Source organism: Streptomyces xanthochromogenes, assembly GCF_014650455.1.
Lineage (GTDB): Bacteria > Actinomycetota > Actinomycetes > Streptomycetales > Streptomycetaceae > Streptomyces > Streptomyces xanthochromogenes.
Genome location: NZ_BMUZ01000011.1, coordinates 311,824 through 338,793 on the forward strand (window position 1 = coordinate 311,824; position 26,970 = coordinate 338,793).

The 26,970-nt window shown below is 71.6% G+C and carries 21 protein-coding genes; 10 read left to right on the forward strand and 11 right to left on the reverse strand.

Annotation, left to right across the window (positions count from 1 at the left end; genetic code table 11):
- Nucleotides 1–241: 241 nt before the first annotated feature.
- Nucleotides 242–2,215 carry an NPCBM/NEW2 domain-containing protein gene (locus IE267_RS27925; RefSeq protein ID WP_229861470.1) on the forward strand — a complete coding sequence of 658 codons (1,974 nt, stop codon included), beginning with the start codon at nucleotides 242–244 and terminating at the stop codon, nucleotides 2,213–2,215.
- Between the two features lie 80 nt (nucleotides 2,216–2,295).
- Here the strand turns inward: IE267_RS27925 and IE267_RS27930 are convergent, their stop codons facing one another.
- Genes IE267_RS27930 through IE267_RS27940 form a run of 3 tightly spaced genes read right to left on the reverse strand, consistent with a single transcriptional unit; the run spans nucleotide 2,296 to nucleotide 4,603 of the window.
- Entirely contained in the window at nucleotides 2,296–3,003 is a 708-nt protein-coding gene (locus IE267_RS27930) for a class I SAM-dependent methyltransferase (RefSeq protein ID WP_167159976.1), read from the reverse strand.
- A 41-nt stretch (nucleotides 3,004–3,044) separates the two neighbouring features.
- Entirely contained in the window at nucleotides 3,045–3,857 is an 813-nt protein-coding gene (locus IE267_RS27935) for a lysophospholipid acyltransferase family protein (RefSeq protein ID WP_189765115.1), read from the reverse strand.
- A complete protein-coding gene (locus IE267_RS27940) occupies nucleotides 3,854–4,603 on the reverse strand; it encodes a GNAT family N-acetyltransferase (RefSeq protein WP_167159971.1) in 750 nt (249 codons plus the stop codon). Before IE267_RS27940 ends, IE267_RS27935 begins: the two co-directional genes overlap by 4 nt.
- A 379-nt stretch (nucleotides 4,604–4,982) precedes the next feature.
- Between IE267_RS27940 and IE267_RS27945 the strand changes: the two genes are divergently transcribed.
- Nucleotides 4,983–6,461 carry a peptidoglycan D,D-transpeptidase FtsI family protein gene (locus IE267_RS27945; RefSeq protein ID WP_189765116.1) on the forward strand — a complete coding sequence of 493 codons (1,479 nt, stop codon included), beginning with the start codon at nucleotides 4,983–4,985 and terminating at the stop codon, nucleotides 6,459–6,461.
- A gap of 39 nt (nucleotides 6,462–6,500) precedes the next feature.
- On the opposite strand, the gene IE267_RS27950 is transcribed toward IE267_RS27945, so the two are convergent.
- The gene (locus IE267_RS27950; RefSeq protein ID WP_167159967.1) at nucleotides 6,501–7,520 is read right to left on the reverse strand and encodes an alpha/beta fold hydrolase; all 1,020 of its coding nucleotides are present in this window, start codon (nucleotides 7,518–7,520) and stop codon (nucleotides 6,501–6,503) included.
- A 266-nt stretch (nucleotides 7,521–7,786) separates the two neighbouring features.
- Between IE267_RS27950 and IE267_RS27955 the strand changes: the two genes are divergently transcribed.
- Entirely contained in the window at nucleotides 7,787–9,280 is a 1,494-nt protein-coding gene (locus IE267_RS27955; RefSeq protein ID WP_189765117.1) for a M6 family metallopeptidase, read from the forward strand.
- Nucleotides 9,281–9,319: 39 nt separating this feature from the next.
- On the opposite strand, the gene IE267_RS27960 is transcribed toward IE267_RS27955, so the two are convergent.
- On the reverse strand, nucleotides 9,320–10,570 hold the full coding sequence (locus IE267_RS27960; protein WP_189765165.1) for a cytochrome P450: 1,251 nt from the start codon (nucleotides 10,568–10,570) through the stop codon (nucleotides 9,320–9,322).
- Between the two features lie 314 nt (nucleotides 10,571–10,884).
- Here IE267_RS27960 and IE267_RS27965 point away from each other — a divergent pair, with 314 nt between their 5' ends.
- Nucleotides 10,885–11,955: an esterase-like activity of phytase family protein gene (locus tag IE267_RS27965; protein ID WP_189765118.1), complete on the forward strand. Its 1,071-nt coding sequence runs from the start codon at nucleotides 10,885–10,887 to the stop codon at nucleotides 11,953–11,955.
- A gap of 37 nt (nucleotides 11,956–11,992) precedes the next feature.
- On the forward strand, nucleotides 11,993–12,931 hold the full coding sequence (locus IE267_RS27970; RefSeq protein ID WP_189765119.1) for a DUF4436 family protein: 939 nt from the start codon (nucleotides 11,993–11,995) through the stop codon (nucleotides 12,929–12,931).
- Between the two features lie 46 nt (nucleotides 12,932–12,977).
- Here IE267_RS27970 and IE267_RS27975 read toward each other — a convergent pair whose 3' ends face one another.
- The 3 genes from IE267_RS27975 to IE267_RS27985 form a co-directional block, all read right to left on the reverse strand.
- Complete coding sequence (locus tag IE267_RS27975; protein WP_189765120.1) at nucleotides 12,978–15,287, reverse strand: glycosyl hydrolase family 18 protein; 2,310 nt, start codon at nucleotides 15,285–15,287, stop codon at nucleotides 12,978–12,980.
- A 348-nt stretch (nucleotides 15,288–15,635) separates the two neighbouring features.
- Entirely contained in the window at nucleotides 15,636–17,858 is a 2,223-nt protein-coding gene (locus IE267_RS27980) for an NADP-dependent isocitrate dehydrogenase (RefSeq protein ID WP_189765121.1), read from the reverse strand.
- 129 nt (nucleotides 17,859–17,987) lie between these two features.
- Entirely contained in the window at nucleotides 17,988–18,194 is a 207-nt protein-coding gene (locus IE267_RS27985; RefSeq protein ID WP_161254012.1) for a cold shock domain-containing protein, read from the reverse strand.
- Between the two features lie 379 nt (nucleotides 18,195–18,573).
- Between IE267_RS27985 and IE267_RS27990 the strand changes: the two genes are divergently transcribed.
- The 5 genes from IE267_RS27990 (at nucleotide 18,574) to IE267_RS28010 (ending at nucleotide 22,348) form a co-directional block, all read left to right on the forward strand.
- Nucleotides 18,574–19,134, forward strand: a complete 561-nt coding sequence (locus IE267_RS27990; RefSeq protein WP_189765122.1) for a hypothetical protein — start codon at nucleotides 18,574–18,576, stop codon at nucleotides 19,132–19,134.
- A 256-nt stretch (nucleotides 19,135–19,390) separates the two neighbouring features.
- The gene (locus tag IE267_RS27995) at nucleotides 19,391–20,518 is read left to right on the forward strand and encodes a mechanosensitive ion channel family protein (protein WP_189765123.1); all 1,128 of its coding nucleotides are present in this window, start codon (nucleotides 19,391–19,393) and stop codon (nucleotides 20,516–20,518) included.
- Nucleotides 20,519–20,576: 58 nt separating this feature from the next.
- Nucleotides 20,577–21,149, forward strand: coding sequence for a helix-turn-helix transcriptional regulator (locus IE267_RS28000; protein ID WP_189765124.1), 573 nt, complete (start codon nucleotides 20,577–20,579; stop codon nucleotides 21,147–21,149).
- Nucleotides 21,150–21,159: 10 nt separating this feature from the next.
- Nucleotides 21,160–21,588: a VOC family protein gene (locus IE267_RS28005; RefSeq protein WP_167159951.1), complete on the forward strand. Its 429-nt coding sequence runs from the start codon at nucleotides 21,160–21,162 to the stop codon at nucleotides 21,586–21,588.
- 52 nt (nucleotides 21,589–21,640) lie between these two features.
- Entirely contained in the window at nucleotides 21,641–22,348 is a 708-nt protein-coding gene (locus IE267_RS28010) for a hypothetical protein (protein ID WP_229861461.1), read from the forward strand.
- Nucleotides 22,349–22,394: 46 nt separating this feature from the next.
- Here the strand turns inward: IE267_RS28010 and IE267_RS28015 are convergent, their stop codons facing one another.
- Genes IE267_RS28015 through IE267_RS28025 form a run of 3 tightly spaced genes read right to left on the reverse strand, consistent with a single transcriptional unit; the run spans nucleotide 22,395 to nucleotide 26,940 of the window.
- On the reverse strand, nucleotides 22,395–23,717 hold the full coding sequence (locus IE267_RS28015; RefSeq protein WP_167159949.1) for an MFS transporter: 1,323 nt from the start codon (nucleotides 23,715–23,717) through the stop codon (nucleotides 22,395–22,397).
- On the reverse strand, nucleotides 23,714–25,723 hold the full coding sequence (locus IE267_RS28020) for a PEP/pyruvate-binding domain-containing protein (protein WP_189765125.1): 2,010 nt from the start codon (nucleotides 25,721–25,723) through the stop codon (nucleotides 23,714–23,716). Before IE267_RS28020 ends, IE267_RS28015 begins: the two co-directional genes overlap by 4 nt.
- Nucleotides 25,720–26,940: an ATP-grasp domain-containing protein gene (locus IE267_RS28025; RefSeq protein WP_444545465.1), complete on the reverse strand. Its 1,221-nt coding sequence runs from the start codon at nucleotides 26,938–26,940 to the stop codon at nucleotides 25,720–25,722. The genes IE267_RS28020 and IE267_RS28025 overlap by 4 nt, the downstream gene beginning before the upstream one ends.
- Nucleotides 26,941–26,970 lie beyond the last annotated feature (30 nt).

Sequence of the window (26,970 nt, forward strand, 5' to 3'; positions counted from 1 at the left end):
TCTTGACATGCACTTGTCCGGCCGCTGTGATGTGGTTGCTTTCGTTCGACACCGTTCGTTTGTGCGCCAATCACCCTCACCGGAGCCGCACTTGACTGCCGAACTGCACAGCTTCAGACACCGTCTCACCGCTTCCCTGGGTGCTCTCGCTCTCGTCGCGGGCGGTGTGACGGTCGCCGTGGAGGTGGCGTCGGCGCCACCCGCCGCGGCCGTGGACAACGGTCTGGCCCGTACTCCGCAGATGGGCTTCAACAACTGGAACTCCACCCACTGCCGGAGCGAGTTCAACGAGTCGATGGTCGAGGGCATCGCGGACGCGTTCGTCGCGCAGGGCCTCAAGGACGTCGGCTACACCTACGTCAACATCGACGACTGCTGGGCGCTGCCGAACCGGGACGCCTCCGGCAACCTCGTCCCCGACCCGGCGCGCTTCCCGCACGGCATCAAGGCCGTCGCCGACTACGTGCACGCCAAGGGCCTGAAGTTCGGGCTGTACTCCAGCGCGGGCACCAAGACCTGTGACACCCAGGGCTTCCCCGGCGGCCTCGGCCACGAGCGGCAGGACGCCGAACTGTGGGCTTCCTGGGGCGTCGACTACCTCAAGTACGACAACTGCAACAACACCGGCGCCGACGCGCAGCAGCGGTACAAGGCGATGGGCGACGCGCTCAGGGCCACCGGACGGCCCATCCTCTACAGCATCTGCGAGTGGGGCTCCAACCAGCCCTGGAACTGGGCCGCGGGCACCGGCAACTCCTGGCGCACCACGGGTGACATCAGCGACTCGTGGTCGAGCATGATCGGCATCGCGCACCAGAACCAGCCGCTGGCCCCCTACGCCGGTCCCGGCGGCTGGAACGACCCGGACATGCTGGAGGTCGGCAACGGCGGCATGACGGACACCGAGTACCGCACGCACTTCAGCCTGTGGTCGCAGATGGCGGCGCCGCTGCTCATCGGCAGCGATCTGCGCAACCCGAGCGCGGCCACCCTCGCGATCCTCAAGAACACCGACGTCATCGCGGTCGACCAGGACCCGCTCGGCAGGCAGGGCACGGTCGTGTCCAGCTCCGGCGGCCTGGTGGTGATGTCCAAACCCCTCGCGGACGGCGGCCGTTCGGTCACCCTCACCAACGAGAACACCTCGGCCCGGACCGTCGCCACGACCGTGGACGCCCTCGGGATCGGCGGCGCGTCCTCGTACGCCCTCAAGGACCTGTGGTCCAAGCAGACCAGCAGCACCACGAGTGCCATCAGCGCGTCGGTGCCGGCGCACGGCACGGTGATGTACCGGGTGACGCCCGGCGCCCCGGTGCCGCCGCCGACCGGTGCGAACCAGCTCGGCGACCTGCCCTGGACGTCGGCCGTGAACGGCTGGGGCCCGGTCGAGCGCAACCGCAGCAACGGCGAACAGGCCGCGGGCGACGGCCGGACCCTCACCATCGACGGCACCACCTACGCCAAGGGCCTCGGCACCCACGCCGCCTCGGACATCACGTACTACCTGGGCGGCGGCTGCCGTTCGCTGAACGTCGACGTGGGCGTGGACGACGAGTCCACGGCGGGCGGTTCGGTGGTGTTCCGGATCTACCGGGACCAGACGCTCGTCGCCGACAGCGGGCTGCGCACCGCGAGCGATCCACCCGCGCACCTCGCGGCCGACCTGCGGGGCGGCGGCAAGCTGCGGCTGGTCGTGACCGACGGCGGCGACGGCATCACGTACGACCATGCCGACTGGGCCGGACCCCAACTGGCCTGCGGCCAGGGCCCGTCGGCCGGGACACACGCCCTGAGCGACCTGGCGTGGAGCTCGGCGGCCGGCGGCTGGGGCCCGGTCGAGCGCGACCGCAGCAACGGCGAACAGGCCGCGGGCGACGGCAAGCCCCTGACCGTGGGCACCACCACCTACGCCAAGGGCCTCGGCACGCACGCGGCGTCCACGGTGACGTACTACCTCGGCGGCACCTGCACCGCGTTCAAGGCGGGCGCGGGCGTGGACGACGAGGTGGGCGCGAAGGGTTCGGTCGTCTTCCAGGTGTACCGGGACGGAGTGCTCGCCGCCGACAGCGGCAAGGTCACCGGCTCGGACGGGGCGAAGGCGGTCGGCGCCGATGTGAGCGGCGCGAACGAGCTGCGGCTCGTCGTCACGGATGCCGGGGACGGTGTGGACTACGACCACGCCGACTGGCTCGACCCCCAACTCACCTGTGACTGACGGGGGTTGAGGAACTTCCTCGACGGCCCCCGGGGCCCTGCCCGTGCCGGGCGGGGCCCTTCACCGGTCCCGCGGGAGCGCTACTTCGTGGCCACGACGAGGCGGGCGCGCGGGCTGCCGTCGGGGCGGCGGCCGAGCTCCTCCAGGGCGTACAGCTCCACCGAGAAGCCCGCCGTCGCCAGCTCCCGACGTACGTCCGCCAGTCCGAAGCCGCGGTAGTACATGACGAACGGGGGACGCCACAGCGCGTTGCGGATCCGCATGGCCGCGTCGAAGCCCAGGAGCGCGAGATGGCCCGGGGTGCCGGGCCGGGCCGGAGCGACCACCGGGAACGCGAACCGGCCGCCCGGGCGCAGGACGGCGTACGCCTGGGCGTAGAGGTCCGGTCGCTCCTTCGGCAGGAAGTGGCCGAACGCCCCGAAGCTGACGGCGAGGTCGTACTCCGCGCCGAGCGGCAGTGCCCGCACGTCGCCGCGCAGCAGATCGGCCTCCGGGTGCGCGCGGGCGGCGACCTCCAGCATCCCCGCGCTGATGTCGACGCCGGTGATCCGCTCCTGGCACACCCGGCCCAGGACGTCGAGGCCCGCGCCGGTGCCGCAGCACAGGTCGAGACCGCGGCCGAACGGGCCGAGGCCGGCGAGCACGGCGGCGGTGGCGTCGAGGATCACCTCGGGCGTGCGGAACGGCGTGTGGTCGAACTTCGGGGCCAGGAGGTCGTAGCCGTGCTCGACGGACGACAGCGCCTGGACGGCGAGCTCACGGAAGCTGGGGCCCTCGGGGGTGAACATGGCTGCCCAGCTTAGGGGGCGGCCCGGTCGCTTCGTGTGGTTCAGGCGGGTACGCGTGATGTGGTGTGGCGTGATGCGGTGTGGGCGGGCGGACGGGTGCCGCACACCGCGGCGCCGGCCGCGGCGGCCAGGGTACGACGGTCGGTGCCCCGCAGCTCCGGGTGCCCGGTGACCCGCACGCTCAGGGCGCGGGCGGCGGCCACCCGGCGCAGCGAGGTCGTGAAGTCGTCGCCGCCGAGGAACGCCGCGACCGTGCTGGGGGCGCCGTCCTGGAGGTAGTCGACGGTCATCGGACGCACGGGGGCTCCCGCGTCGACGGCCGCCTGGAACGCGGCCCGCCGGAACCGGCCGCCCGCGACGGTGCACCAGGTCGTGGCCTGCGGGAAGACGAGGACGGACCGGCCCGAGCGCAGAAGATCGGCCAACTCGGCCACGGTTCCCGGGAGTTCGCGTACAGCGCCGCGGTCGATGAAGCGCGTGCCGATGCGGCGGGCGAGCGTGCCGACCACCGGCCACTGGCCGACCTCCCGCTTGGCGAGGACGGTGACCGGCTCGACGGCGAGGAGCGCCACGGCGTCGAGCCAGGAGATGTGGTTGGCGACGAGCAGCGCGCCCGGGCCGGTCCGGTGCGCGGGCGGCCCGGTCTCCAGGCGAACGCCCAGGGCGTCGAGGACGGCCAGGGCCCGGCCGCGCAGCACGCGCGGATCGGCCAGCCGCTCGCCCATCGCCGCGGTGCGGATGAGGGTGTGGGTGAGGGCCGCGTACCGGCGTGCCGTCTCGGTGAGGGGCACGCGCGGTGCGGTGTCGCTCAGGCAGTCCGGGGTGCAGGGCGCCTGTACCGTCCAGGGGTTCATCGGGTGTCCCCGAGGAAGTAGCGGCGGTACCGGTCGTCGAGCCGGTCCATGTCGAGCAGCACGAAGAAGTCGGCCACATTGAACTCGGGGTCGTATGTGGGTGCGCCACACATCCAGGCGCCGAGCCGGAAGTAGCCCCGCAGCAGGGGCGGCAGATCGGCGTAGCCGGGGCGGCCCTGGGCCGGGCCCGCCGGGAGCCAGGGGCGGTGGGGGTGCACCCGCAGCTCGGGCGGCGAGGAGTGCTTGGCGTTGCCGAGCAGCCAGGCGCTGGAGGCGGCCGTGCCGCCGTCGTCGAGCGGTACGGAGGCGCAGCCCGCCAGATAGCGGTGCCCGGACAGGAGCACATAGCGGGCGAGCGCGGACCACATGAGGTTGATGACGGCGCCCGAGCGGTGGTCCGGGTGTACGCAGGAACGCCCGGCCTCGATCATCGAGGGGCGCAGCGCGGCGAGCGAGGCGAGGTCGAACTCGCCCTCGGAGTAGGAGTGTGGGGAGCGTCCGGGCGGCAGCAGCCGGTAGGTGCCGACGACGTCGCCGGTCGTGGTGTCGGTCACGATCAGATGGTCGGCGAGCTCGTCGAAGGCGTCGATGTCGTGGCCGGGCAGCGGGGTGGCGAGGGCCGCTCCCATCTCCTGGCCGAAGACGCGGTACCGCAGCCGCTGGGCGGCCCGGATCTGCTCCTCGGTGTCCGCGATGGAGGTGGTGTAGGAACCGGTGGCGGCGGGTGCGGTGGATATCGAGCGCATGGATGGGGCGTTCTCCGCGACGTGGGGCACAGTCGAATCCCTCTGTGGTTTCCGCATGGGCTTCCGCGCTGTGAGTATGGGATCGCCATATGTGCTCCCGGTGAATTGCACACGACGCGGCGTCGGGCATTGCCCGGCCCGAAGACGCCCGGACCCGGTCGACTGGCCAGGGCGCGATGACCGGTTTATGACCCTTCCGTAACAGCCGGATCGGCACATGGGGCTCCGAATGGTCGCCCACACCGCCATGACCTGCACCGATAGCCGATTCCTTATGGCATGTGACTCCTGAATGCTCTTGGACATCCGGGTGCCGGACCTGTTCTGCTGATCACTACATGTCCGGTTCAACCCCATTCGGTACGTCTCTGGGAGCGTGATGAACAAGCCGCTGCGGCACATAGCCGCCTTCTGCGGGGTGATGGTGCTCGCCCTGCTGGTCCGGGCGACGTGGGTCCAGTTCGTGAAGAGCGACAGCCTGGCCAACGACAAGCACAACCGTCGGGTGCAGATCGACGCGTTCTCCCAGCCGCGCGGCGACATCGTGGTGGGCGGGCAGCCGATCACGGGGTCGGTGGCGACGCCGGGCTCCGACTTCAAGTACAAGCGGACCTACAAGGACGGGCCGATGTACGCGCCCGTCACCGGCTACCTCTCCCAGGCGCAGGGGGCCACGTTCCTGGAGGGCGTGCACGCGAAGGTGATGAACGGCAAGGACGACCGGTTGTTCTTCGACCGGGCCAAGTCCCTGTTCACCGGGGAGACCCCGCGCGGCGGCGATGTGATCACCACGATCGATCCGGCCGCGCAGAAGGCCGCGTACGCGGGCCTGACGAAGCTCAAGGCGAAGGGCGCCGTCGTCGCCCTCGACCCGCGCTCCGGAAAGATCCTCGCGATGGCGAGCACGCCCTCCTACGATCCGTCGGTCTTCTCCGGGATCTCCAAGAAGGAGGGCGAGCAGTTCCAGAAGCTCGACGCCGACAAGGGCAAGCCGCTGAACAACCGGGCGATCCGCGAGGTGTATCCGCCCGGGTCGACGTTCAAGATCCTCACCGCGGCGGCCGCCCTCGAACACGGCGTGGTCACCGACATCAACGCCGCCATGCCGGACGCGCCCGCGCCGTACACGCTTCCGCTGAGCACCACCAAGGTCGGCAACGACGTCGACAACTCGCTCTGCGACAAGGTCTCCCTGAAGACCGGCATGCAGTGGTCCTGCAACAACGTGTTCCTGCAGACCGCGCTGAAGACCGGCAAGGACAGGATGCGCGAGACGGCCGAGAAGTTCGGCTTCAACCAGGAGCAGTTCATCCCCGTCCGTACGGCCAAGAGCGGCTACCCCGAGCAGTTGGACAAGCCGCAGACCGCGCTCACCGGCATGGGCCAGGGCAGCCTGACCAGCACCCCGCTCCAGATGGCCATGGTGACCGCGGGCATCGCCAACGACGGCAAGGTCATGAAGCCGTACATGGTCGACGAGCTGCGCGGCCCGGACCTCTCCTCGCTGGAGAAGACCGAACCCGAGGTCCTCAACCAGGCCGTCTCCGCGGGCACCGCGAAGAAGGTGCAGGAGATGATGGAGTTCACGGCGAGCGACGGCACCGCGAAGAAGGTGCGGATGGAGGGCGTCACCGTCGGCGGCAAGACCGGCACCGCCCAGCACGGCGCCGATGTGCGCGAGGAGCGCCCCTACGCCTGGTTCGTGTCGTACGCCAAGCAGAGCGACGGCACCTCGCCGGTGGCGGTGGCCGTGTTCGTCGACCCTTCCGACATGGACATCCAGCGCTCGGAGATCGCCGGCGGCAAGCTCGGCGCGCCGATCGCCAAGTCGGTGATGGAGGCGGTCATGAAGAAGTGACCGCGGGCGCGTCCCGGACGGTGACCCGCGCGGCGCGGCCTAGGTCGCGCTGCGCTCGCTCTCCAGCTTCAACTCCCTTTCCACGACGGCCTCGTGGACGGAGTCGGCCTCGGCCGCCGCCGTGCCGAAGCGGCCCGCGCGCAGCAGCTGGTGCCAGTGTTCGGCGCTCCAGTCGGCGGGCGGGGTGGTCTCGATGAAGTCCTCGACGAGGGCGAGGAAGCGGGCCGGGTCCTGGTGGAAGGGGAAGTGCCCGGCCCCGTCGAAGATTTCGAGCCGGCTGCCCGGCATCGCGGCGTGCGCACGGTGGCCGTGGCTCGGCGGTACCACGCTGTCGCGCGAGCCCCAGATCAGCAGGGTGGGCATGCCCGCGGTCAGATAGCAGCGGTCGAGCATGGTGACGACCTGCCCGTGCGGGTCGACGACCGCGCGCAGGGTGCGCACGAAGACGCTGCGGGACCTGGCGTCGGGCAGCGCGTCCACCAGGCCGAGCAGGTCCGGGGCGTCCTGGCCGAGGTCGGTGCCGAGCAGCCGCAACAGCTCGATCACGAGCCGGGTCGGCCGGCGCATCGCGGGCCGCCCGAGCAGGGCGAGGATCAGCTCGGCGCCGGGGAGCGTGGCGGCGCGCAGCACCGGGTTCACCTCGCGGCCCACTCCCCCGGCGCCGACCAGGACGAGCCGCTCCGCCAACTCGGGGTACTGGTAGGCGAATTGCATGGCCACGCCGCCGCCGAGCGAGTGCCCGACGAGGGTGGCGCGCTCGATGCCGAGGACGCCGAGCAGATCGCGCAGGCCGTTGGCGTAGGCGGCCACCGAGTAGTCGGCGCGCGGCTTGTCGGAGGCGCCGTGGCCGAGCAGATCGGGTGCGAGGACGGTGTAGCGGCGGGCGAGGCCGGGGATCAGCCCGGCCCAGGTGGCCGACGAGTCGCCGATTCCGTGGATCAGCACGACGGGCGGCCCCTGGCCCGCCGTGCGGTAGGCGCGGCGGTAGCCGTGCACCACGCGGTGGCGCAGTCGCACGTCCTGGTCGTCCACCGGGCGCAGCCTGGTGCCAGTAGCCATCGACAACCTCCCCGATCACGCCCGCACCACGGCCCCGTGCGCGCTCCTGTCCACGTCCCCGACTCGGTTCCCGACCACGAGCGTAGAACCTGCGGCGCACGTGCGATTACCAACAGATTTCGCCACGGCGAAGCCCTGCCGCCGCACCCTTTCTGCCATGTACGGTTCAACCGCGCGCCGTCAGGGTGTCCGTACAACGACGTTCTACGCGCGCAGACTTGGTGTCCCCACCACCTTGCCCCCCACCCCTCATGGAGGTACGCAGGATGCTTGGAGCCAGCAGTTCCGCTCCCTCGCGCCGCCGGACCGCTTCCCCACGCCGCAGGACCGCCGGTGTACTGACCGCGCTCGGTGCGCTGGTGGTCGCCGGCGGCGCCGCCGCCCAGGCCGCCACCCCTGCCACGGCTTCCGCGCCGCCCGTCGCCGCGGCGGCGGCGGCCCAGCACCGGGTGCTGTTCGACAACTCCAAGGCCGAGACGGCCGGCAACGCCGACTGGATCATCAGTACCAGCCAGCCGGACCCGCTGGCCCAGAACCCCTCACCGTCGGCCGAGAAGGACTGGACGGGGGCGCTGTCCTCCTGGGGCGTCGCGCTGCAGAAGAGCGGCGACTACGCCCTGAAGACGCTGCCTTCGGGCAACACGATCACCTACGGCACCTCGTCCGCGCTCGACCTGAAGAACTTCGACACCTTCGTGCTGCCCGAGCCGAACGTGCTGCTGAGCGCGGCCGAGAAGACCGCCGTGATGCAGTTCGTGAAGAACGGCGGCGGACTCTTCCTCATCTCCGACCACACCGGCTCCGACCGCAACAACGACGGCGCGGACGCGGTGAAGGTCATCAACGACCTGATGTCCGACAACTCCGTCGACAGTACCGACCCGTTCGGCTTCTCGGTGGACGCGCTCAACATCGTCACCGACAACCCGAGGGCCATCGGCGACAGCGCCGACCCGGTCCTGAACGGCTCGTTCGGCAAAGTGACCGGCAGCATCATCCGCAACGGCACCACGGTGACCCTCAAGCCCGCCGACAACCCGGCCGCCAAGGGCGAGGTCTACCGCACCGGTTACTCCGGCACCACCGGCGCCTTCTTCGCCACCAGCACCTTCGGCAGCGGCCGCGTCGCCTTCTGGGGCGACAGCTCGCCCATCGACGACGGCACCGGCCAGTCGGGCAACACCCTGTACGACGGCTGGAACGACCCGGCCGGCACCGATGCCGCCCTCGCGCTCAACGCCACCGCATGGCTGTCGGGCGCGGCCGGCAGCACCGGCGGCGACCCCGGCGGATGCACGAGCGCCCAGCTCCTCGCCAACCCCGGCTTCGAATCGGGGAGTTCGGGCTGGACCGCCACCAGCGGCATCATCAACACCAGCAGCGGCGAGCCCGCCCGCACCGGCGCCTACAAGGCCTGGCTCGGCGGAAAGGGGACCGCGCACACCGACACCCTGTCCCAGCAGGTGACCATCCCGGCGGGCTGTGCGGCCTCGCTCGGCTTCCAGCTGCACATCGACACGGCCGAGACGTCGAGCACGGCCTACGACACGCTCAAGGTGCAGGTGCTGAACAGCGGCGGCTCGGTCCTGGCCACCCTCGGGACGTACTCCAACGCGAACGCGGCGAGCGGCTACGCCCAGCGCACCTTCGACCTCGGCGCCTACGCGGGGCAGACGGTCACCCTCAGGTTCACCGCGACCGAGGGCTCCAAGCTGCAGACGTCGTTCGTGATCGACGACACCGCGCTCACGGTGGGCTGACCGGGCGCACCGCCCGGGTCCTGGCCCGGGCGGACGTCGTCAGCCGCGCAGCCGTACCGGCAGCGACTCGACGCCGTACACGATCGACAGCTTGCGGAAGGCCAGTTCGTCGGCCGGGACGGCCAGGCGCATCTCGGGGAAGCGGCGGGCCAGGGCGGGGAAGGCGGCGCGCAGTTCCATCCGGGCGAGTTCGGCGCCGATGCAGCGGTGGATGCCGTAGCCGAAGGCGAGATGGCCGCCCGCCTTGCGGTGCGGGTCGAAGCGGTGGCCGTCCGGGGTGTGGGCGGCGTCCCGGTTGGCGCCGCTGAGCGAGCACAGCACCATGTCGCCCTTGGGTATGAGCCGGCCGGCCACCTCCACGTCCTCGCGGGCGAAGCGCGGGAAGGCCAGCTGGACGACGGTGAGGTGGCGCAGGGCCTCCTCGACGAAGGTCGCGGCCGCCTCCTCGTCCTTGGCTATTCGCGCGAAGGCGTCCGGGTCCTGGAGCAGCAGCAGGGCGCCGAGCGCCAGCATGCTCGCGGTGGTCTCGAAGCCGCCGGTCAGGACGCCGTCCGCGAGCCCCGCGAGCTCGTCGTCCCCGACGCTGTCGCCGTGCTCCTTGACGATCATCCCGATCAGGCCGTCGCCGGGGTTCTCGCGCTGCTTCTTGACCACATCGCGGAAGTAGGACAGCGAGGCGGACATCGCGCCGAGCGGAGCGGTGGCCCCGGCGAACAGGTCGAAGCGTTCCATGGCCAGCTGCTGGAAGTCGTGGCGGTCCTCGTAGGGAACGCCGAGCAGTTCGCAGATGGTCAGCGACGGGATGGGCAGCGCGAAGGCCTCGACGAGGTCGACGGTGCCGTCGGCGTCCTCCATGGCGTCGAGCCGTTCCTCCACCAGGGCGTCGATGCGCGGGGTGAGCCGGCGAAGGCGCCGCATGGTGAACTCGGGCGTCAGGATGCGGCGCAGCCGGGTGTGCACCGGCGGGTCACTGAAGCCGAGCCCGCCCGGATGCTGCTCCTCCAGGACACCGGCGTTGCCCGCGAGGTGGGTGAAGTCGTTGCTGAACCCGTCGGCCGAGCCGAGCACGGCCTTCACGGCGTCGTGCCCGGTGACCACCCATGCGTCCATGCCGAACGGCAGCGGCACCTTGGTGACCGGCTCGTCGGCCTGCCGGGCGGTGAGCTCGGGCACCGGGTCGAGCCCGTCCCGGCGCAGCGGCATGAGCAGCGCGTCCGGCAGCAGCGAGATCGTGCCGGGGCCGATGCCGCGCTTCTGAATCCTGGCTAGGTAGGTGCGCCCGAGCCACATGGTGACTCGGGAACGGAGATTTACCCTCAAGGCGGACTCCAAGGACAAGTTGTGCGGCCAGGACGCCGGGTACGGACTGAGTGGCTCAGGATAAGTGGCCCTGGGCGCCTCCCGGTCCGCCAGGGGCCCGGCCGGCGCCCGGTTTGCGGCCGCGACGGCCCCGCGGGGTCCCGGTGCGGGGCCGCCCCGCACCCGGCCCGCGCCGGATTCGAGCGGCGGTCCAGCGTTCGCGTGCACGATCACGCAACTCAACTCGCCCTTCACACAAGGCGATCTACCGTGTGGTGCCATCCGCATCCGATCCGGGAGGAACCGTGCGTCTGCGCACCCTCGTCACCGCCGTCACCGCTTCGCTGGCCGTGGCCGCCTCAGTGACCGTCACCGATGCCAGTGCCGCGGTCCGGCCGCCCGTCGGCGTCCCGCACGCCTGCTCCGCCTCCACGGCCCTCGACGGCTTCTCGGACGGCCTGGACAAGACCCTGTTCCAGGGCACGGTCGTCGGCAACCTGTCCGGTCTGGCCGTGGACACCGACGGCACGATCACCGCGCTGTCCGACCGTTCGCGACTGTTCAATCTGAAGATCGGCAAGAACCTCGCGGCCGCTCCCACCCGCGTCGTGCCGCTCGCGGACGAGAAGGGCGCGCAGCTGGACTCGGAGGCCGTCGTCGTCGAGCGCGAAGGCACCCGGCTGATCACCTCCGAGTTCGAGCCGTCGATACGTCACTACGACCGCGACGGCACGCTCCTGGACCGGCTGCCGGTCCCGGACGCCCTGCGGGTCGCCCCGGCCGGCCGCGCCATCGCCAACGCGACCTTCGAGGGTCTGGCCCTGCAGCCCGGCGGCCACACCCTGATCGCGTCCATGGAGGCGCCCTTGTCCGGCGACGCCAAGGACGCGGCCGGCCGTACGCTCGTCCGGTTCCAGACCTGGCACCGGGCCCGGACGAAGGGCGACTTCACGCTCGCCGGGCAGTACGCCTACCCCGTCGAACCGAACGCGGGCGTCTCCGAGATCACCGCCACCGGCGACGGGCGGCTGCTCGTCCTGGAGCGCGGCTTCACCGCCGGCGTCGGCAATTCGGTACGGCTCTTCCTCGCCGACCCGCGCGGCGCGAGCGACGTGAGCAAGGTCGAGAACCTGCCGGGGCCGGCCCGCTCCCTGCGCAAGACGCTGCTCGCCGACATCGGCGCCTGCCCCTCCCTCGGCGCCACCGCCAAGCAGCCGCAGCCCAACCCGCTGCTCGACAACATCGAGGGCCTGGCCGTGACCGGCCGCACCCGGGACGGCCGGCTGCGGCTCCTCCTGGTCAGTGACGACAACGAGAACCCGGTGCAGACCACCCGTCTGTACGCGCTGACGGTCCGGCTGCCCCGCCACGTCTGACCCGATCGGCGCGGCCCCGGGGTGTATTCATTCGCCTATGGGCCGTTTCAGACCGAACAAGTACTTGGTGCGTCACGTCATTTCGCTCCTCGTGATCCTGCTGGCCGCCGTCGTGGGGGTGCTCCTCTACTTCAACGAACGCGATGTGCGTCAGCAGGAACACTTCGTGGGCGACACCCGCACGGCGAACGGCGTGTACATCGACACCAGCATCCAGAAGGTGGACCCGGTCGCCCGGGAGCTGACGCTGCGGGTCCTGGTGCTCCCCCAGGGCTCCCTGCGGGAGGGCGGCGACCCGTACACCCCGGCGGTAGACCTGCGGGTGGAGACCTCCTCGCTGATCCGGGGCACCCTCGACTTCAAGGCCGGGCGGCAGGTCAGTTACGAGGACGTGAAGGTGAGCCTGGACGGCGGCTCCGTCTCGGACTACCCCTTCGACCGGTACTCGACGATCATCGGCTTCTCCGCCGAGGCGGCCGGCAAGGAGGTGCCGGTCTCCCTGTCGCTGCGGGACGTCGACGCGTTCTTCAAACCGACGGTGGTCGGCCGCAGTCAGGACCACGGCTTCGTCGCGTTCGAGGTGCGCGTCAGCCGTTCGCGGGCCACGTTCATCCTGGCCTGGTTCATGATGTTCATCATGTGGGGGCTCGCCCTCGCGGTGCTCGGCGCGACCTGGGTGATCGTCGACCAGCGCCGGGGTCTGGTGTGGCCGGCGATGGCCTGGATGGCGGCGACCCTGTTCGCGCTCGCCGGGTTCCGCAACGCGGCGCCGGGCGGCCCGCCGGTGGGCTGCCTGCTGGACTACGCGGCGTTCCTGTGGGCGGAGGCGATCATCTCCGCCTGCCTGGTAGCGGTCGCGGTGACCGGCATCATCACCGAGACGCGCCACCGGGGCGACGAGGCGCCGGAGGTGCACGCCGACCACCACACCGACGCACACGCCTCCGGTGACGCTGGCGGCGACGGCGGACACTGACACCGCGGGAATGCGGGCGGAGGGTCCAACCCCCGCCCGCCGTAAGCTACTTGAGGCCCGCGTCCAGGGCGTTCATGAGCGTGCCCGAGGGGGTGTCGCCGGACATCTCCCAGACGAAGGCGCCCAGGAGGTTCTTGTTCTTGATGTACGGCGTCTTGTGTCCGATGGACCAGGCGTCGTCGAAGGACCACCACTGGCCGCCGTCCCCGGTGTAGCCGTACGTGGCCACCGCCCGGTCGTCGTGGTAGACGGTCATGCCGGGCACCGAGGCGATCAGGTTGGCGTAGCCGCGCACCCCCGCCTCCTCCGGGAACTGGCCGGGCGCGGCCCCGTCGGCGGCCTGCCAGACGCCGTGCGCGCCGCCGTCCGCGACCGTCTTCCAGCCCCGCCCGTAGAACGGGAAGCCGACGGCGAGTTTGCGCGGGTTCGTGCCCGCGGACAGATAGGCGGCAACGGCCGCGTCCACGCTGAAGTGGAAGCCGTAGGGGTCCTTGGGGTCGGGGTAGAGGTTGGCCGACTGCCCCGTGCGGGCGGGCTCCCAGGAGTTGTCGCTGCCCGAACCGTGGAAGTCGTAGCCCTGGACCATGGCGTAGTCCAGTGAGGAGAAGACGCCCGACCCCTGGGTCAGGTCCCAGCCGGCGGCGATCTTCGCCGGGTCGGCGGGCGTGAACGCGGTGAGCAGTCGGTGGGGGCCGCCGAGCGCGTCGAGCTGCCGCCGGAACTCGGCCAGCAGCAGGGCGAGATGGGCCTTGTCGGCGGTCGCGTAGTGGTTGCCCGGGTGGCCGTCGGTGCCGGGCCACTCCCAGTCGATGTCGATGCCGTCGAAGACCCCGGCGCCGGCGCCGGGTCCGCCCGCGCCGTTGTAGAGCGGCAGGTTGCCCTTGATCCACACGTCGATGCAGGAGCTGACGAACTTCTTGCGGGAGGCGTCGGTGGCGGCCGCGTCCGAGAAGAACTTGGAGTACGTCCAGCCGCCGATCGAGACGACGGCCTTGAGGTTCGGGTACTTGGCCTTCAGCTTCTTCACCTGGTTGAAGTTTCCGCGCAGTTGGCCCCATCCGTCGTCGGCGACACCGTCGACGGACTGGGCGGCGGTCATGGCCCGCCCGTAGTCGGCGTCGGCGTCGCCCGCACCGGTCCCCTCGTCGGGGTCCTGCGGGTTGCCGCTGACGCCCTTGGTGACACCGGCCTGGCAGGTGAGGTTGGTGGGGTCGATGTTCTCGAAGGCGTAGTTGAGGACGTCCAGTTCGGCCGCGGCCCCCGAGGTGTCGAGGTTCTTCACGAAGTACTGGCGGCCGTAGATGCCCCACTGCGCGAAGTAGCCGGCCTTCAGGTACTTGCCCTGGCCCACGAGGTCGTCGGTGGTGACGGAGAGCGCGGCCGAGGGTGCGGAGGCGTTGTCGGCGGCGTCGCGCGCCCTGACGGTGAAGACGTACGTGGTCGACGGGGTCAGGCCGGTCACGGTGGCGGTGGTGGCGGGTGCGCCCACGGTGGTCGCGAGGGCGCCGTCGCGGTAGATGTCGTAGGCGGCCACACCGACGTTGTCGGTGGCCGCGCCCCAGGCGAGGGTCACGCCGGTGGAGGTCTTCGCGGTGGCGCGCGGGTCGCCCGGAGCGCCGGGCGGCACCGGATCGGACGCGGGGTCCACGGTGGTCACCGCGAGCGGCTCGCTGCGCGGACCGGGGTTGCCGCGGCTGTCCTTGGCCCGGACCGTGAAGGAGTACCCGGTGGCCGGGGTCAGGCCCGTCAGGGTGGCCGAGGTGGTGGTCGTGGTGGCGAGTACGGTGTCGCCGGTGAGCACCTCGTACGAGGCGACGGGGTGGTCCCCCGCGGCGGCCGCGGTCCAGCCGAGCGCGACGCTGTGTGCGGTCACGGCGGTGGCCCGCGGCTTGCCCGGAGCGGTGGGCGGAACGTCGGGGGTGCCGTCGCACTTGTCGCCGTTGACGGTGCATCCGGTGGGCGCCCCGATCGGGCCGTTCGCGACGAACCAGTAGCTGTAGGGCTCGGTGGTGCCGCCGGACGGGACGGTCGCGTTGTAGTAGGCGTTCTTGACGCTGACGTGCCGGCCGGTGACGGTCGCGTCGCCGTTGTAGTGGCCGGTGATGCTGACGCCCGCGGGCAGGTCGAACTCCAGGGCCCACCCGGTGACGGGCGCCGAGGTGGCGTTGTGCACGACGAACGTGCCCTTCCACCAGGACCCGTTGTCCTGCGGGGCGAAGGTGGCGGTCAGGCCGGAGGCGGCCGCGGCGGGGGCCGCGCCGAGTCCGGTGAGGGCGGCGAGCGGCAGCAGGAGCGCGGCGAGCAGGACGGCGAGTCTTCGCCGGTGGCGCGCGGGGGCGGAACGCGGTGCGGACATGGTTCTCCCTGCGGTGAGGTGGGGGTACCAGGGCTGTGCAGAACCGTGTGCCTTGCGGGTGCGATGTGCTGCGGGGTGCGTGAAGTGCGGTGCGGACAGGGCCTGTTGGGGCGGCGTGCGTGAAGTGCGGTGCGGACACGGCCTGTTGGGGCGGCGCCCGGTCGAGGCGGAGGCGTGGTGACCGCTCGATGCGCACCGTAGAAGGTCTGGACCAATCGGTCAACGGGTCGCGCGGCCCGGGGCGACGGGGCCGGCCGTCCGGGCCGCGCAACGCGACCGCCCCGGCCGGAGGGAATCCGGCCGGGGCGGCGGCGTGCTCAACTGCGCTCCCCCGCAGGGGAGTCGGGGTCAGCCGAGGGTGGCGATGGCCTGGTTCAGGGTCGCCGAGGGGCGCATGACCGCGGAGGCCTTGGCGGCGTCCGGCTGGTAGTAGCCGCCGATGTCGACCGGCGAGCCCTGCACCGAGATGAGCTCGTCGACGATGGTCGACTCCTGCTCGGTCAGCGTCTTGGCCAGAGCCGCGAACGCCTCCGCGAGCTGAGCGTCCTCGGTCTGCTTGGCCAGCTCCTGAGCCCAGTACAGGGCGAGGTAGAAGTGGCTGCCGCGGTTGTCGATGCCGCCGAGCTTGCGGCTCGGCGACTTGTCCTCGTTGAGGAAGGTGCCGGTGGCGCGGTCCAGGGTGTCGGCGAGGATCTGGGCGCGCGCGTTGCCCGTGGTCGTCGCGAGGTGCTCGAAGCTGACCGCGAGCGCGAGGAACTCGCCCAGGCTGTCCCAGCGCAGGTAGTTCTCCTTGACCAGCTGCTGGACGTGCTTGGGGGCGGAGCCGCCGGCGCCCGTCTCGAAGAGGCCGCCGCCGTTCATCAGCGGGACCACCGAGAGCATCTTGGCGCTGGTGCCCAGCTCCAGGATCGGGAACAGGTCGGTCAGGTAGTCGCGCAGCACGTTGCCGGTGACCGAGATGGTGTTCTCGCCGCGGCGGATGCGCTCCAGGGAGAACGCGGTCGCCTCGACCGGGGACAGGATCTCGATCCGCAGGCCCTCGGTGTCGTGCTCGGCGAGGTAGGTGCGGACCTTCTCGATGAGGACGGCGTCGTGGGCACGGCCCTCGTCCAGCCAGAACACGGCCGGGTCGCCGGTGGCGCGGGCGCGGGTGACCGCGAGCTTGACCCAGTCCTGGATGGGCAGGTCCTTGGTCTGGCAGGCGCGGAAGATGTCGCCCTCGGCGACCTCCTGCTCCAGGACCACGTTGCCCCCGGTGTCCACCAGGCGGACGGTGCCCGCGGCCTCGACCTCGAAGGTCTTGTCGTGGCTGCCGTACTCCTCGGCCTTCTGCGCCATCAGGCCGACGTTGGGCACCGAGCCCATCGTGGACGGGTCGAAGGCGCCGTGCGCACGGCAGTCCTCGATGACGGCCTGGTACACGCCGGAGTAGCTGCTGTCCGGCAGCACCGCGAGGGTGTCGGCCTCGGCGCCGTCCGGGCCCCACATGTGGCCGGAGGTGCGGATCATGGCGGGCATGGAGGCGTCGACGATGACGTCGGACGGCACGTGCAGGTTGGTGATGCCGCGGTCGGAGTCGACCATCGCGAGGGCCGGGCCCTCGGTCAGCTCGGCCTCGAAGGCCGCCTTGATCTCGGCGCCGATGTGCGGCACGTTGTCGAGGCCCTTGAGGATGCCGCCGAGGCCGTCGTTCGGGGACAGGCCGGCGGCGGCGAGGGCGTCACCGTACTTGTCGAAGGTCTTCGGGAAGAAGGCACGCACCACGTGGCCGAAGACGATGGGGTCGGAGACCTTCATCATGGTGGCCTTCAGGTGTACCGAGAACAGCACGTCCTCGGCCTTGGCGCGGGCGATCTGCGCGGTGAGGAACCGGCGCAGCTCGGCCACGTGCATCACGGAGGCGTCGACGACCTCGCCGGCCAGGACCGGTACGGACTCGCGCAGCACGGTGGTGGTGCCGTCGGCCGCCACGAGCTCGATGCGCAGCGAGCCGTCCTCGGCGATGACCGTGGACTTCTCGGTCGACCGGAAGTCGCCGGCGCCCATGGTGGCGACGTTCGTCTTCGAGTCGGAGGTCCACTTGCCCATGCGGTGCGGGTGGGCCTTGGCGTAGTTCTTGACCGACGCGGGGGCGCGGCGGTCGGAGTTGCCCTCGCGCAGGACCGGGTTGACGGCACTGCCCTTGATCTTGTCGTAGCGCGCGCGGACGTCCTTGTCCTGGTCGCTCTTCGGGTCGTCCGGGTAGTCCGGCAGCGCGTAGCCCTGGGCCTGCAGCTCGGCGACGGCCGCCTTGAGCTGCGGGATGGAGGCCGAGACGTTCGGCAGCTTGATGATGTTCGCGCCGGGCGTCTTGGCCAGCTCGCCGAGCTCGGCGAGGGCGTCGTCGATCCGCTGGCCCTCCTCGAGGAACTCGGGGAAGCTCGCGATGATGCGTCCCGCCAGCGAGATGTCACGGGTCTCCACAGTGACACCTGCGGTCGAGGCGTACGCCTGGATCACGGGCAGGAACGAATGCGTCGCCAGGGCCGGCGCCTCGTCAGTGTGGGTGTAGATGATGGTCGAGTCAGTCACCGGGTGCTCCGCTCCACGTCTGCAACATTGCTCGACATCAAGATATCTCGTGATCGCACCGGGTCACGACGGGCCCCCGGCCCGCCCCCCGGTGAGGAGGGCCGGGCGAGGGCGCGGGGAGCCGCCGGTTCACGGGCGCACGGCACGGGCCTCGAAGCGGCCGCGGCCCAGCTCTATGACGAAGGAGACCTGCTGCCCCTCGGACAGGGTCCTGGTCTCGCCCTCGATGTCCTCCCGGCGCACGTAGATCCCGTCCTGGTGCCCGATCGGCACGACGAATCCGTAGCCCTTCTCCCGGTCGAAGTACTGGACGATCCCGTCACATCGTTCGTTCATGCCTCACTCCTCGGGTGATCGCTCCACGGCCCGCGAGCGAGCCGGGAAAGGCGGAACCGGCTGGGCTCGCCAAGGATGGGGACGGGACGCGGACTCCCGCGCCGCAACAGGGCCTGCCCTCGTCGGGGCGCCCGCCGTCCGTGCGGCGGAACCGTCCCGGCGCCGCCCGCGGCGGGCCGCGGCGTCGCATCGGACGGGTTCCTTGCCGGTAGGTATACCGCCGTGCTCCGCGTTTGATGCCTGCTGCCGGCCGGCCGCCGCCCGGGATGCGGGAAGGGCGCCACTGGCGTATGGCCCGCGTCAATTCGAGTGGCCGGCACATCAGTGGCCCGTCAAAGTACGGGGTCATATGTGGTCGGCACCCATAGCGTCACGGCCCATGGGACAACAGATCACCCGCAGTGTGGCGGGGCCCGGCACCGCATCCCCCGGCGGTGCCGAAGCCGTGGTGTACGACACCACGTGGGCCGGTGAGGCCCGATCGGCGGCGGGCTGCTCGGCCGTACTGCTCTGCCTGCTCCTCGCCGTCGACGCCATGGCCGGAAACCTCGACCTCGCACGTGGCGGGCTGTGGTGCCTGCTCGCCGCCCTCCTCCTCGTCGTGCTCTGGCCCACCCGGGTCTCGGCGGGGCCGGGCCGGCTGGTCGCGCGCGGGCTGCTGCGCCGGACCGAGGTCCGCACCGACCGTCTCGTCTCGGTGCGCTGGTCCGACGGCGTCGCCCAGCGTCTGGTGCTGCGGGACACCGAGGGCAACCGGGTCGAGATCGACCCGAGGGTGCTCGTGGCCAATCCCCCGCTGTGGCACCTCGTCGGCCGGGACGCGCGCACCAGCCGCGACCGGAACGTACTGCGATGCGGCGAGACGGCCCTGCGGCAGCTGGCCGCCCGGGTGGACGGCGAGACGGCACGCACGGTGTGCAAAGCGTCCGGCCTCCACTAGCGCCCCCGGCGCACCCCGCCCCGGCCGCACGCGGGGTCACCTCGACGCTCGCCCCGGCTCACCCGGCCCACCTGTGACGGCACTTGGCCGATGGGGCAGGATGGCAGCCCGTTCCGGTGTCCGACGATGCCCGTCCACCCGAACGAGGCTCCAGGCAACACGATCTGACAGGTGACAAGGTGACGACACATCACATACGGCGGTCGACGGCTCCCCTCGTGCAACCCCCCGTTCCGCACCGCCGGGAGGGTGTCCGTTGAACCGGGGTCTCGTCCTGCACGACTGGGTGGTGGCGGCCATCGCCCTGGCGGCGGGCCTGGCGGCCGGGCTGCTGCTGCGCGTGCTGCTGAAATGGCTGGGCAAGCACGCCCGCAGAACGCGCTGGAGCGGCGACGACATCATCGTCGACGCGCTGCGCACCATCGCCCCCTGGGCGGCCGCCATCTCGGGGCTGGCGGTGTCCGCCTCGGCGCTGCCGCTGACCACCCGGGTCGCGGGCATCGTCAACCACTCGCTGACCGCCCTGTTCGTCCTGATCGTCACCGCCACCGCGGCCCGGGTGATCGCGGGGCTCGTCCAGTCCCTGGCGCAGTCGAGGACAGGGGTGGCCGGCTCGGCCACCATCTTCGTCAACATCACGCGCGTCGTGGTCGTGGCGATGGGCGTCCTGGTCGCCCTGGAAACGGTCGGCATCTCCATAGCCCCGCTGCTCACCGCTCTCGGGGTCGGCGGCCTCGCCGTCGCCCTGGCCCTCCAGGACACGCTCGCCAACCTCTTCGCGGGGGTGCACATCCTCGCCTCGAAGACGGTGCAGCCCGGCGACTACATCCGGCTCAGCAGCGGCGAGGAGGGCTATGTCGTCGACATCAACTGGCGCAACACGGTGGTGCGCAACCTGTCGAACAACCTCGTGATCATCCCCAACGGCCGGCTCGCCCGTACCAACATGACCAACTATGCCCGTCCGGAGCAGGAGTTGACGGTCCTTGTACAGGTGGGGGTCGGCTACGACAGCGACCTGGAGCACGTCGAGCGGGTCACCCTGGACGTCGTCGACAGCGTGATGACGGACATCACGGGCGCGCTGCCCGGCCATGAGGCCGCGGTCCGCTTCCACACGTTCGCGGACTCCCGGATCAACTTCACGGTGATCCTGGGGGTGGGCGAGTTCAGCGACCAGTACCGGATCAAGCACGAGTTCATCAAGCGCCTGCACCGGCGCTACCGCGCGGAAGGCATCTCGATTCCGGCCCCCGCCCGGACGGTCTCCCTCCAGCAGGACCCGGCGGGGCCGCCCGCGCCGACGGCCGCGTTCCCGCACCAGCGCGAGGCGGCGCCGTCGGCCCTCGCCGGTCTGCCGGAGCCCTCGGGACCGCAGCCCTGAGAGCGGTCGTTTACGCAGGTCAGGGGCGTTGTCAGTGGGCGGTGGTAGCGTCGTTTTCATGACGCCCGAAGAGCTCGCCAACCTCACGCACCTGCGCCGGGCGCGCGATCTCATCGACCGTGAGTACGCCAAGCCCCTGGACGTTCCGACGATGGCCCGGCACGCGCTCATGTCGCCCGCGCACTTCTCCCGGCAGTTCCGGGCGGCCTACGGCGAGACCCCGTACAGCTATCTCATGACCCGCCGGATCGAGCGGGCGATGGCGTTGCTGCGCGGGGGCATGAGCGTGACCGACGCGTGCATGACGGTCGGATGTACGTCTCTGGGCTCGTTCAGCTCCCGGTTCACCGAGGTCGTGGGCGAGACCCCGAGCTCCTACCGGGGCCGGGCCCACGAGGCGGTGTCGGCGATGCCCGCCTGCGTGGCCAAGGTGCACACGCGCCCGACGCGTACGCCCCCGGGCACGACGAGCGCCATGACCGCGCGGCGCACGGCGACCCCGCCGGCATCACACAGCGCACCCGGCACGCCGGCCACCCCGGCCCCAGCCACCCCGGTCGCCCCCGTCGCCCCCGTCGCCCCCGCCGCCCCGAGCAGGATCGGAGAAGCGGGCGACAACGCCGCCGCCTAACGTGGACGACATGACGATCGCACTGCAGTACTGCCACATCACCGTGAACGACCCCGACGAGTCGCTCGGCTTCTACCGCGACGCGCTGGGCCTCGACGTTCGCAAGGACGTCTCCTCGGGCGGCCAGCGCTGGGTGACCCTCGGCAGCACGACCCAGCCGGGCCTGGAAATCGTCCTCTCGCAGCCGCACGCGGGCCGTTCGCAGGCCGACGGCGACACGATGCAGGAGCTGCTCACCAAGGGCGTCCTGCCGATGTTCGTCTTCCGCACGGACGACCTCGACGCGACGTTCGAGAAGGTACGGGCCTCGGGTGCCGAGGTGCTGCAGGAGCCCATCGACCAGCCCTGGGGCCCGCGCGACTGCGCCTTCCGCGACCCCTCCGGCAATCTGATCCGCATCCAGCAGGAGGTCAAGGAGCAGACCGGCGAATACGCCTGACCCCTGGGGCCGCCCGGCCGCCGCGTGAGAGACTGCGCGACACCCGCATGTCATGGACAGGACACCTGCGGGCCATCTCGCACCGCGCACCCACGCGGCGCACCAGGAGAAGGGCGACGACGCCATGTTCACCACCCCCCACAAGGGATTGGGCCGGGCGGGCCTCATGCTGGGCGCGGCCCTGGCATCGACCGTGCTGTGTGCCACGGCCAGTGCCGCGGCGCCCCCGACGACCGGCGGCGCCGCGAGTGAGGGCGCCGCTCCCACGCGTGCCCAACACCCCTGCCCCGTCGTGTACTTCGACCTCGGCGAGACCCTGGTGCACACCGCCGAGGACGGCAGCACCTCCTATCTGCCCGGCGCGGCCGCCTATCTGCGGGCCCTGCGCGCGCGGCACATCGAGGTCGGCCTCATCACGAACGTTCCCCCTTCCTGGGGCGCGACCGACGCCGAGCGCGCCGCCCGGCTGAAGCAGGAGGTCGACGCCACCTGGCGGGACTCCACGCCCTTCGCCTGGCGGGACTTCGGCGACCGGATCCTCACCCCGCGCACCGACGCGGAACGCAAGCCGGCGCCTGCCCTGTGGCAGCGCGCCAAGGCCGGGTCGGGGCGCTGCGTGCTCGTCTACCAGGCGGAGACGGCCGAGGAGGTCGGTGCCGCGGCCGCGCAGGGCTTCGTCCCCTACCAGGTCGGCCGGGCCCACCGGCCTGAGTTCCTGCCGGTGGGCCTGGTCGAACTCCTCGGCCGCCGGTCCCGCTGAGCGTCGCCCGCGCGTTCCGAGCCCGCTGAGGCACCGACGTCCTGCCTCAGCGGGAGCGTGCCCCCGCCGCGTCCAGGGGCCGGGCCGCGGGGCGCCCGCCTCCGGCCCGGTCCCGCTTCACCACCCCGCTGCGCAGGAGCAGTTGGAAGGCTCCGAGCAGTGCGGCGGTGGCGAGCGCGCTGTGCCAGAGCAGCTCGTCCAGACGCCCGGCGGAGAGATAGGCGCCCGCGGCGACCGCGGCCAGGGCGCACACCGCGCGGTCCACGATGCTCTCCACCGACAGGAGCGTGGCGCGCGGGGCGTGCGCGGGCATCGCGTCGTTCACCAGCTTGCGCTGCACCGGATACGCGAACCCGGTCGCGACGGCGAACAGGCAGAGCAGCGCGATCACGGTCCACGCACCGCCCAACGTCATGGCCGCCAGGGTGCCGGCGAGCGCGACGCTGAGGATCGACACCCAGGCGACCGGCGGGAGCCGTCGGCCCAGCCACTGGGGGCGGGCCGAACCGACCGCCTCGGCCACCGTCATCGCCGCGAGGACGCCTCCGCTGGACGCCTCGCCGATGCCGTGATCGAGCAGGATCGGCTGGAACAGGTTGACCTGGCAGATCCGGGACAGCGTGAAGATCGCCACCCCCTGCACCATCACCAGGGCCAGCCACGGCGAGGCGGCGACACAGCGCAACGCGGCACCGGCGTCCCGGAGGAACGCGCCGCCCCGGCGCCCCCCGTTCGCGTCCACCGCACGGTGGTCCGGCCCGGCGATCCGGGGCAGCGCGACGGCACAGACGAGGGAGCCGGCGGCGCTGGCCGCGCTGAGGACGTAGGGCGCCGCGTGGGCGACGGCCATGAGGGGCCCGACCAGCGGCCAGCACACGACCTTCGCCGCGAGTCCGAGCGCCCGCGCGGTGCCCTCCGCCTTCAGATAGTGCTCGCCGCACTTCTCGGCCCGCAGCCCGTCGTAGAGATAGGCGCTCGCCGCGCCCGAGGTGAGCGAGCGGCCCACCGCGATGGCGAGGAAGTGCACGAGGAAGCCCGTGTACGAGGCGCTGAACACCGGCGCCAGGTTCGCCGCCGTCATCACCACCGCCCCGGCGCGCAGGCAGTTGCGGGCGCCGATGCGGTCGGCGATCAGCCCGGTCGGGATCTCGAACAGGCAGAAGGCCACGTAGTAGATGCTCTGGATGCCGAAGATCTGGCCGTCCGAAAGACCGGCCTGCCGCTGGTACGCGTAGAAGACCGGCATCCACCACAGCAGGTTGAAGAGCAGCTGGAAGCCGTAGTTGAGCCGGACGATCCGGCGGGCGGTGCCGGTGAGGCCGGCGCCCGCCGCGCTGCCGGGCCGCCTCCCGGCGAGGAGCGCCCTCACAGCGCGTACGGGCGGATCTGGACGAGGCGGAAGTCGCCCCGGTCCGTCATCAGCCACTCGATGTCCAGCGGCCGGTCCACGTCGTCCGCGCTGAAGTGGGACTGCAGCAGCCGCCCGGTCAGGGACAGGCCGGCGAGCCGCGCGCGGGTCGCGGCCGGCAGCCCGTCGCCCCAGGAGCCCAGGGCCACCGTGCGGCCGCCGCCCTCCACCGTGTTGTACAGGTACTGCTGCGGCAGGACCGAGCCGTCGACGACCTGCTCCGGGGAGCCGGGGGAACAGTTGAGGTACACGTTGCGGAAGTCCTCGCGGCGGGTCGGGTCGCAGGTCACCAGGACGCCCCCGAGCGAGGCGGGCACGTACTCCTGGACGATCACGCCCATGTAGGTGTCGTCGAGCGAGATCCCCACCTGGTGGCGCAGCCGCACACTGCGCGGCGACACGAGGGAGGCCCATACCTGGCGTACCGCGTCCAGGAGTTCGTCGGTTCCGTGGACGGCGGTGACGGAGTCGTAGACGCCGGCCGCCGAGAAGCCCGGCAGGTCCTCCGCGTTGGACGAGGAGCGCACCACCAGGCGTCCGCGCGCGGCCTCCGGGACGGGAAAGGCCCCCAGGATCTGCCGGGTGACGGACTCGGGTACGGGGGTGTGCCGGATGAGCTGCTGGAGTTGCAGACAGAGGGAGTCCAGCACTTCGGTGGCGTCGAGTTCGAGGGCCATCTTCAGTTTGCCGATGCCCTGCTGGAGTGCGGGCGACGAGGCGAGGAAGTGCTGCTGGAGCGCGAAGGGAAGGGCCACGCCCTCCGGAGCGCCGACCGTGGTGGCCACGAACTCGGCAGCCTTCGCACGGAGTTGGGGCAGCGAGGGGGCGTCCATGCCCAGCCGGGCGGCCAGATGGCCGTAGAGGTCCTCGCGGGGCGGACGCGGTCGTCCGTAGAAGGCGGTGAGATCGGCCGTCCGGCTGTCGAGGACGTGGTGCAGCTCGCCGAGGTTGGCCGCCTTGGTCCCGTACCGGTCGCGGTCGGCACTGCGCAGCCGGTGCAGGGACAGGACGGGGGCGTCTTCGAGCAGGGGCGGCTCCAGGCGTATGCGCTGCTGGTGCCAGGCCGGGGCCCGCAGTTCCGGTTCCCGCTCCAGGCGCTCCACGGTGATCTCGTCCTCCGAGACCCGGTAGCGGACCCAGGCGCCGTCCGGTCCTTCGGTCCCGACGAGCTGATCGAGGTCCAGCACGATCGCGTTGGGTATGCCCCAGCCGGAGGCCAGGACGTTGGTGTGCGAAAGCGGTGTGATCGGGGCCGTGTTGAGGAATCCGGCCACCCGGGGAACGTCGTCCGGCAGGCACGGCATGGCCACGATGTCCGCCCAGCCGAGCCCGGCCTCCGCGGCCGCGTACTCCTCGTGCGTACGGAAGTACCGCAGCCGTCCGGTGGCCTCGCCGGGATTCAGGGGGGTGCGGGTCCTGCTGCCGAAGAGCTCGTGGCTCAGGATGCGCGGCACCCGCTGTTCGCTGATCGCCGCCAGCTCCTCCTCCTGCCCGTGGTTGGCGGGCTTGAGCAGGACCGGCAGCCTCCCGTCGACCCGGGCCGTGACGAACTCGTAGAAGAAGGACAGGAGTTGGCCGTTCATCGTGTCGGCCTCGGTCGTCTCCAGGACGAGGAAGGTGCGTTCGCGGCCGTCCGCGTCCTCGTCGGTGTGCAGGGACAGCACACCGAGCAGGAAGCGGCGTTCGGGGTCCATGTAGACGGAGGCGTTGAACGCGTCGAGCCGCGCGTCCAGTTCGGCGAGTTCCATGCCGAGGACGCGGGTGGCGATGTAGTTGACGTGGAAGGGGTGGGCTGCCGTGTCGAGCAGGTGCCAGACGTTCTCGGCGCGGTCGACGACGACCTTCAGGTAGGGGTGGCCGGCCAGGACGCCGGAGAGCGTGCGGAAGAGCGGCAGGGAGAGATTCTCGCCGATGACCGTACGGTCCGTGGCCGGGCCGGGCGCGTCGGTGAACAGCGCGGCGGTCATATGGAGACCTCCTCGCGGTGCGCGGCGGGCAGCACCCGCGGCAGGGCGTCCACCAGCGTCTCGAAGTCGCGCAGCACCGTGCGCGGGTCGGTGGCCGAGAGCAGGCACAGGGCCGCCATCGTGTTGGCACCGGCGGCCGGGTCGTAGACCGGCACGAGGTCGCCGTCGGCGAGCGAGCTCTCCGCGACGACGGACAGCTCGCTGCCCCGGCTGAGCGGCACGCGCTCCGCGACGGCCGGGAAGTTCCAGACCCTGCGGTCCTGCCAGGCCTCGCCCCGGCCGTCGACGGCGAGGACGACGAGGGAGCCCGCCGCGCCCCGTGCCCGGGCCGGGGTGAGGGCCTGCTCGGGCCACTCGACCGGGCGCCCGAGGAGCTGGTCGACGAGCATGCCGACGAGGTCGAGCCCGAAGACCTCCTCGATCTGCGGCACCGTCATCGCGCCGCCGAACCGGGCAGCCGTCTCGATCAGCCACATGGCGCCGTCCGCGCCGAGCTTGATCTCGGTGTGCGTCCCGCAGTCGCGCAGGCCGAGGGCGTCGACGGCCTGCCGGGCGAGGGCCACGATCCGGTCCTGGGCATCGGGCGAGAGCAGCGCGGGGGTGATGCCCGCACGCTCGGTGAACGGCTCGACCGTGGGCATCCGGCCACTGAGGCAGACCGGGTGGAAGGTGCCGTCCGCCACCACGCCCTCGACGCTGACGTAGTCGCCCCAGCCGGGCTCGTCGAACCAGTCCGCGACGGCTCCGGTGACGATCTGCTCCACGACGAAGTCGGCGTCGGCTTCGGCCACATGAAGCTCGGCATAGCCCAACTGTGCCGATTCGGCCATGACATGGCGCGAACGGTGCCAGGCGTCGGACACCTCGTGCGGTGCGCGGATGGTCTGGTGCGCGGTGGAACCGGCGCTCCAGGCCGCCTTGAGGAGCATCGGATAGGGCAGCGCGCGGGCCGCCTCGTGCAGGTCCTCCTCCGTGGCGACGGCGCGGAACTCCGGCTGCGGCAGGCCGTGTCGCTGCCAGGTGCGCCGCATCAGACGCTTGTCGCGGGCGAGCGCGGCTGCGCCGCCGGCCCCCGCCAGGCCGAGCGCCTCACACGCCTCGGCGACCGCCACGACCGCGTACTCGGAGAAGGTGAGCACCGCGTCCGCCCCCACGGACTCGGCCCGCGACACGATCAGTGACACCAGGTCCGAGCGCTGCGTGTCGGCGGGCGTCACGACCGAGGCACACAGTCTCCGGGCGGCACC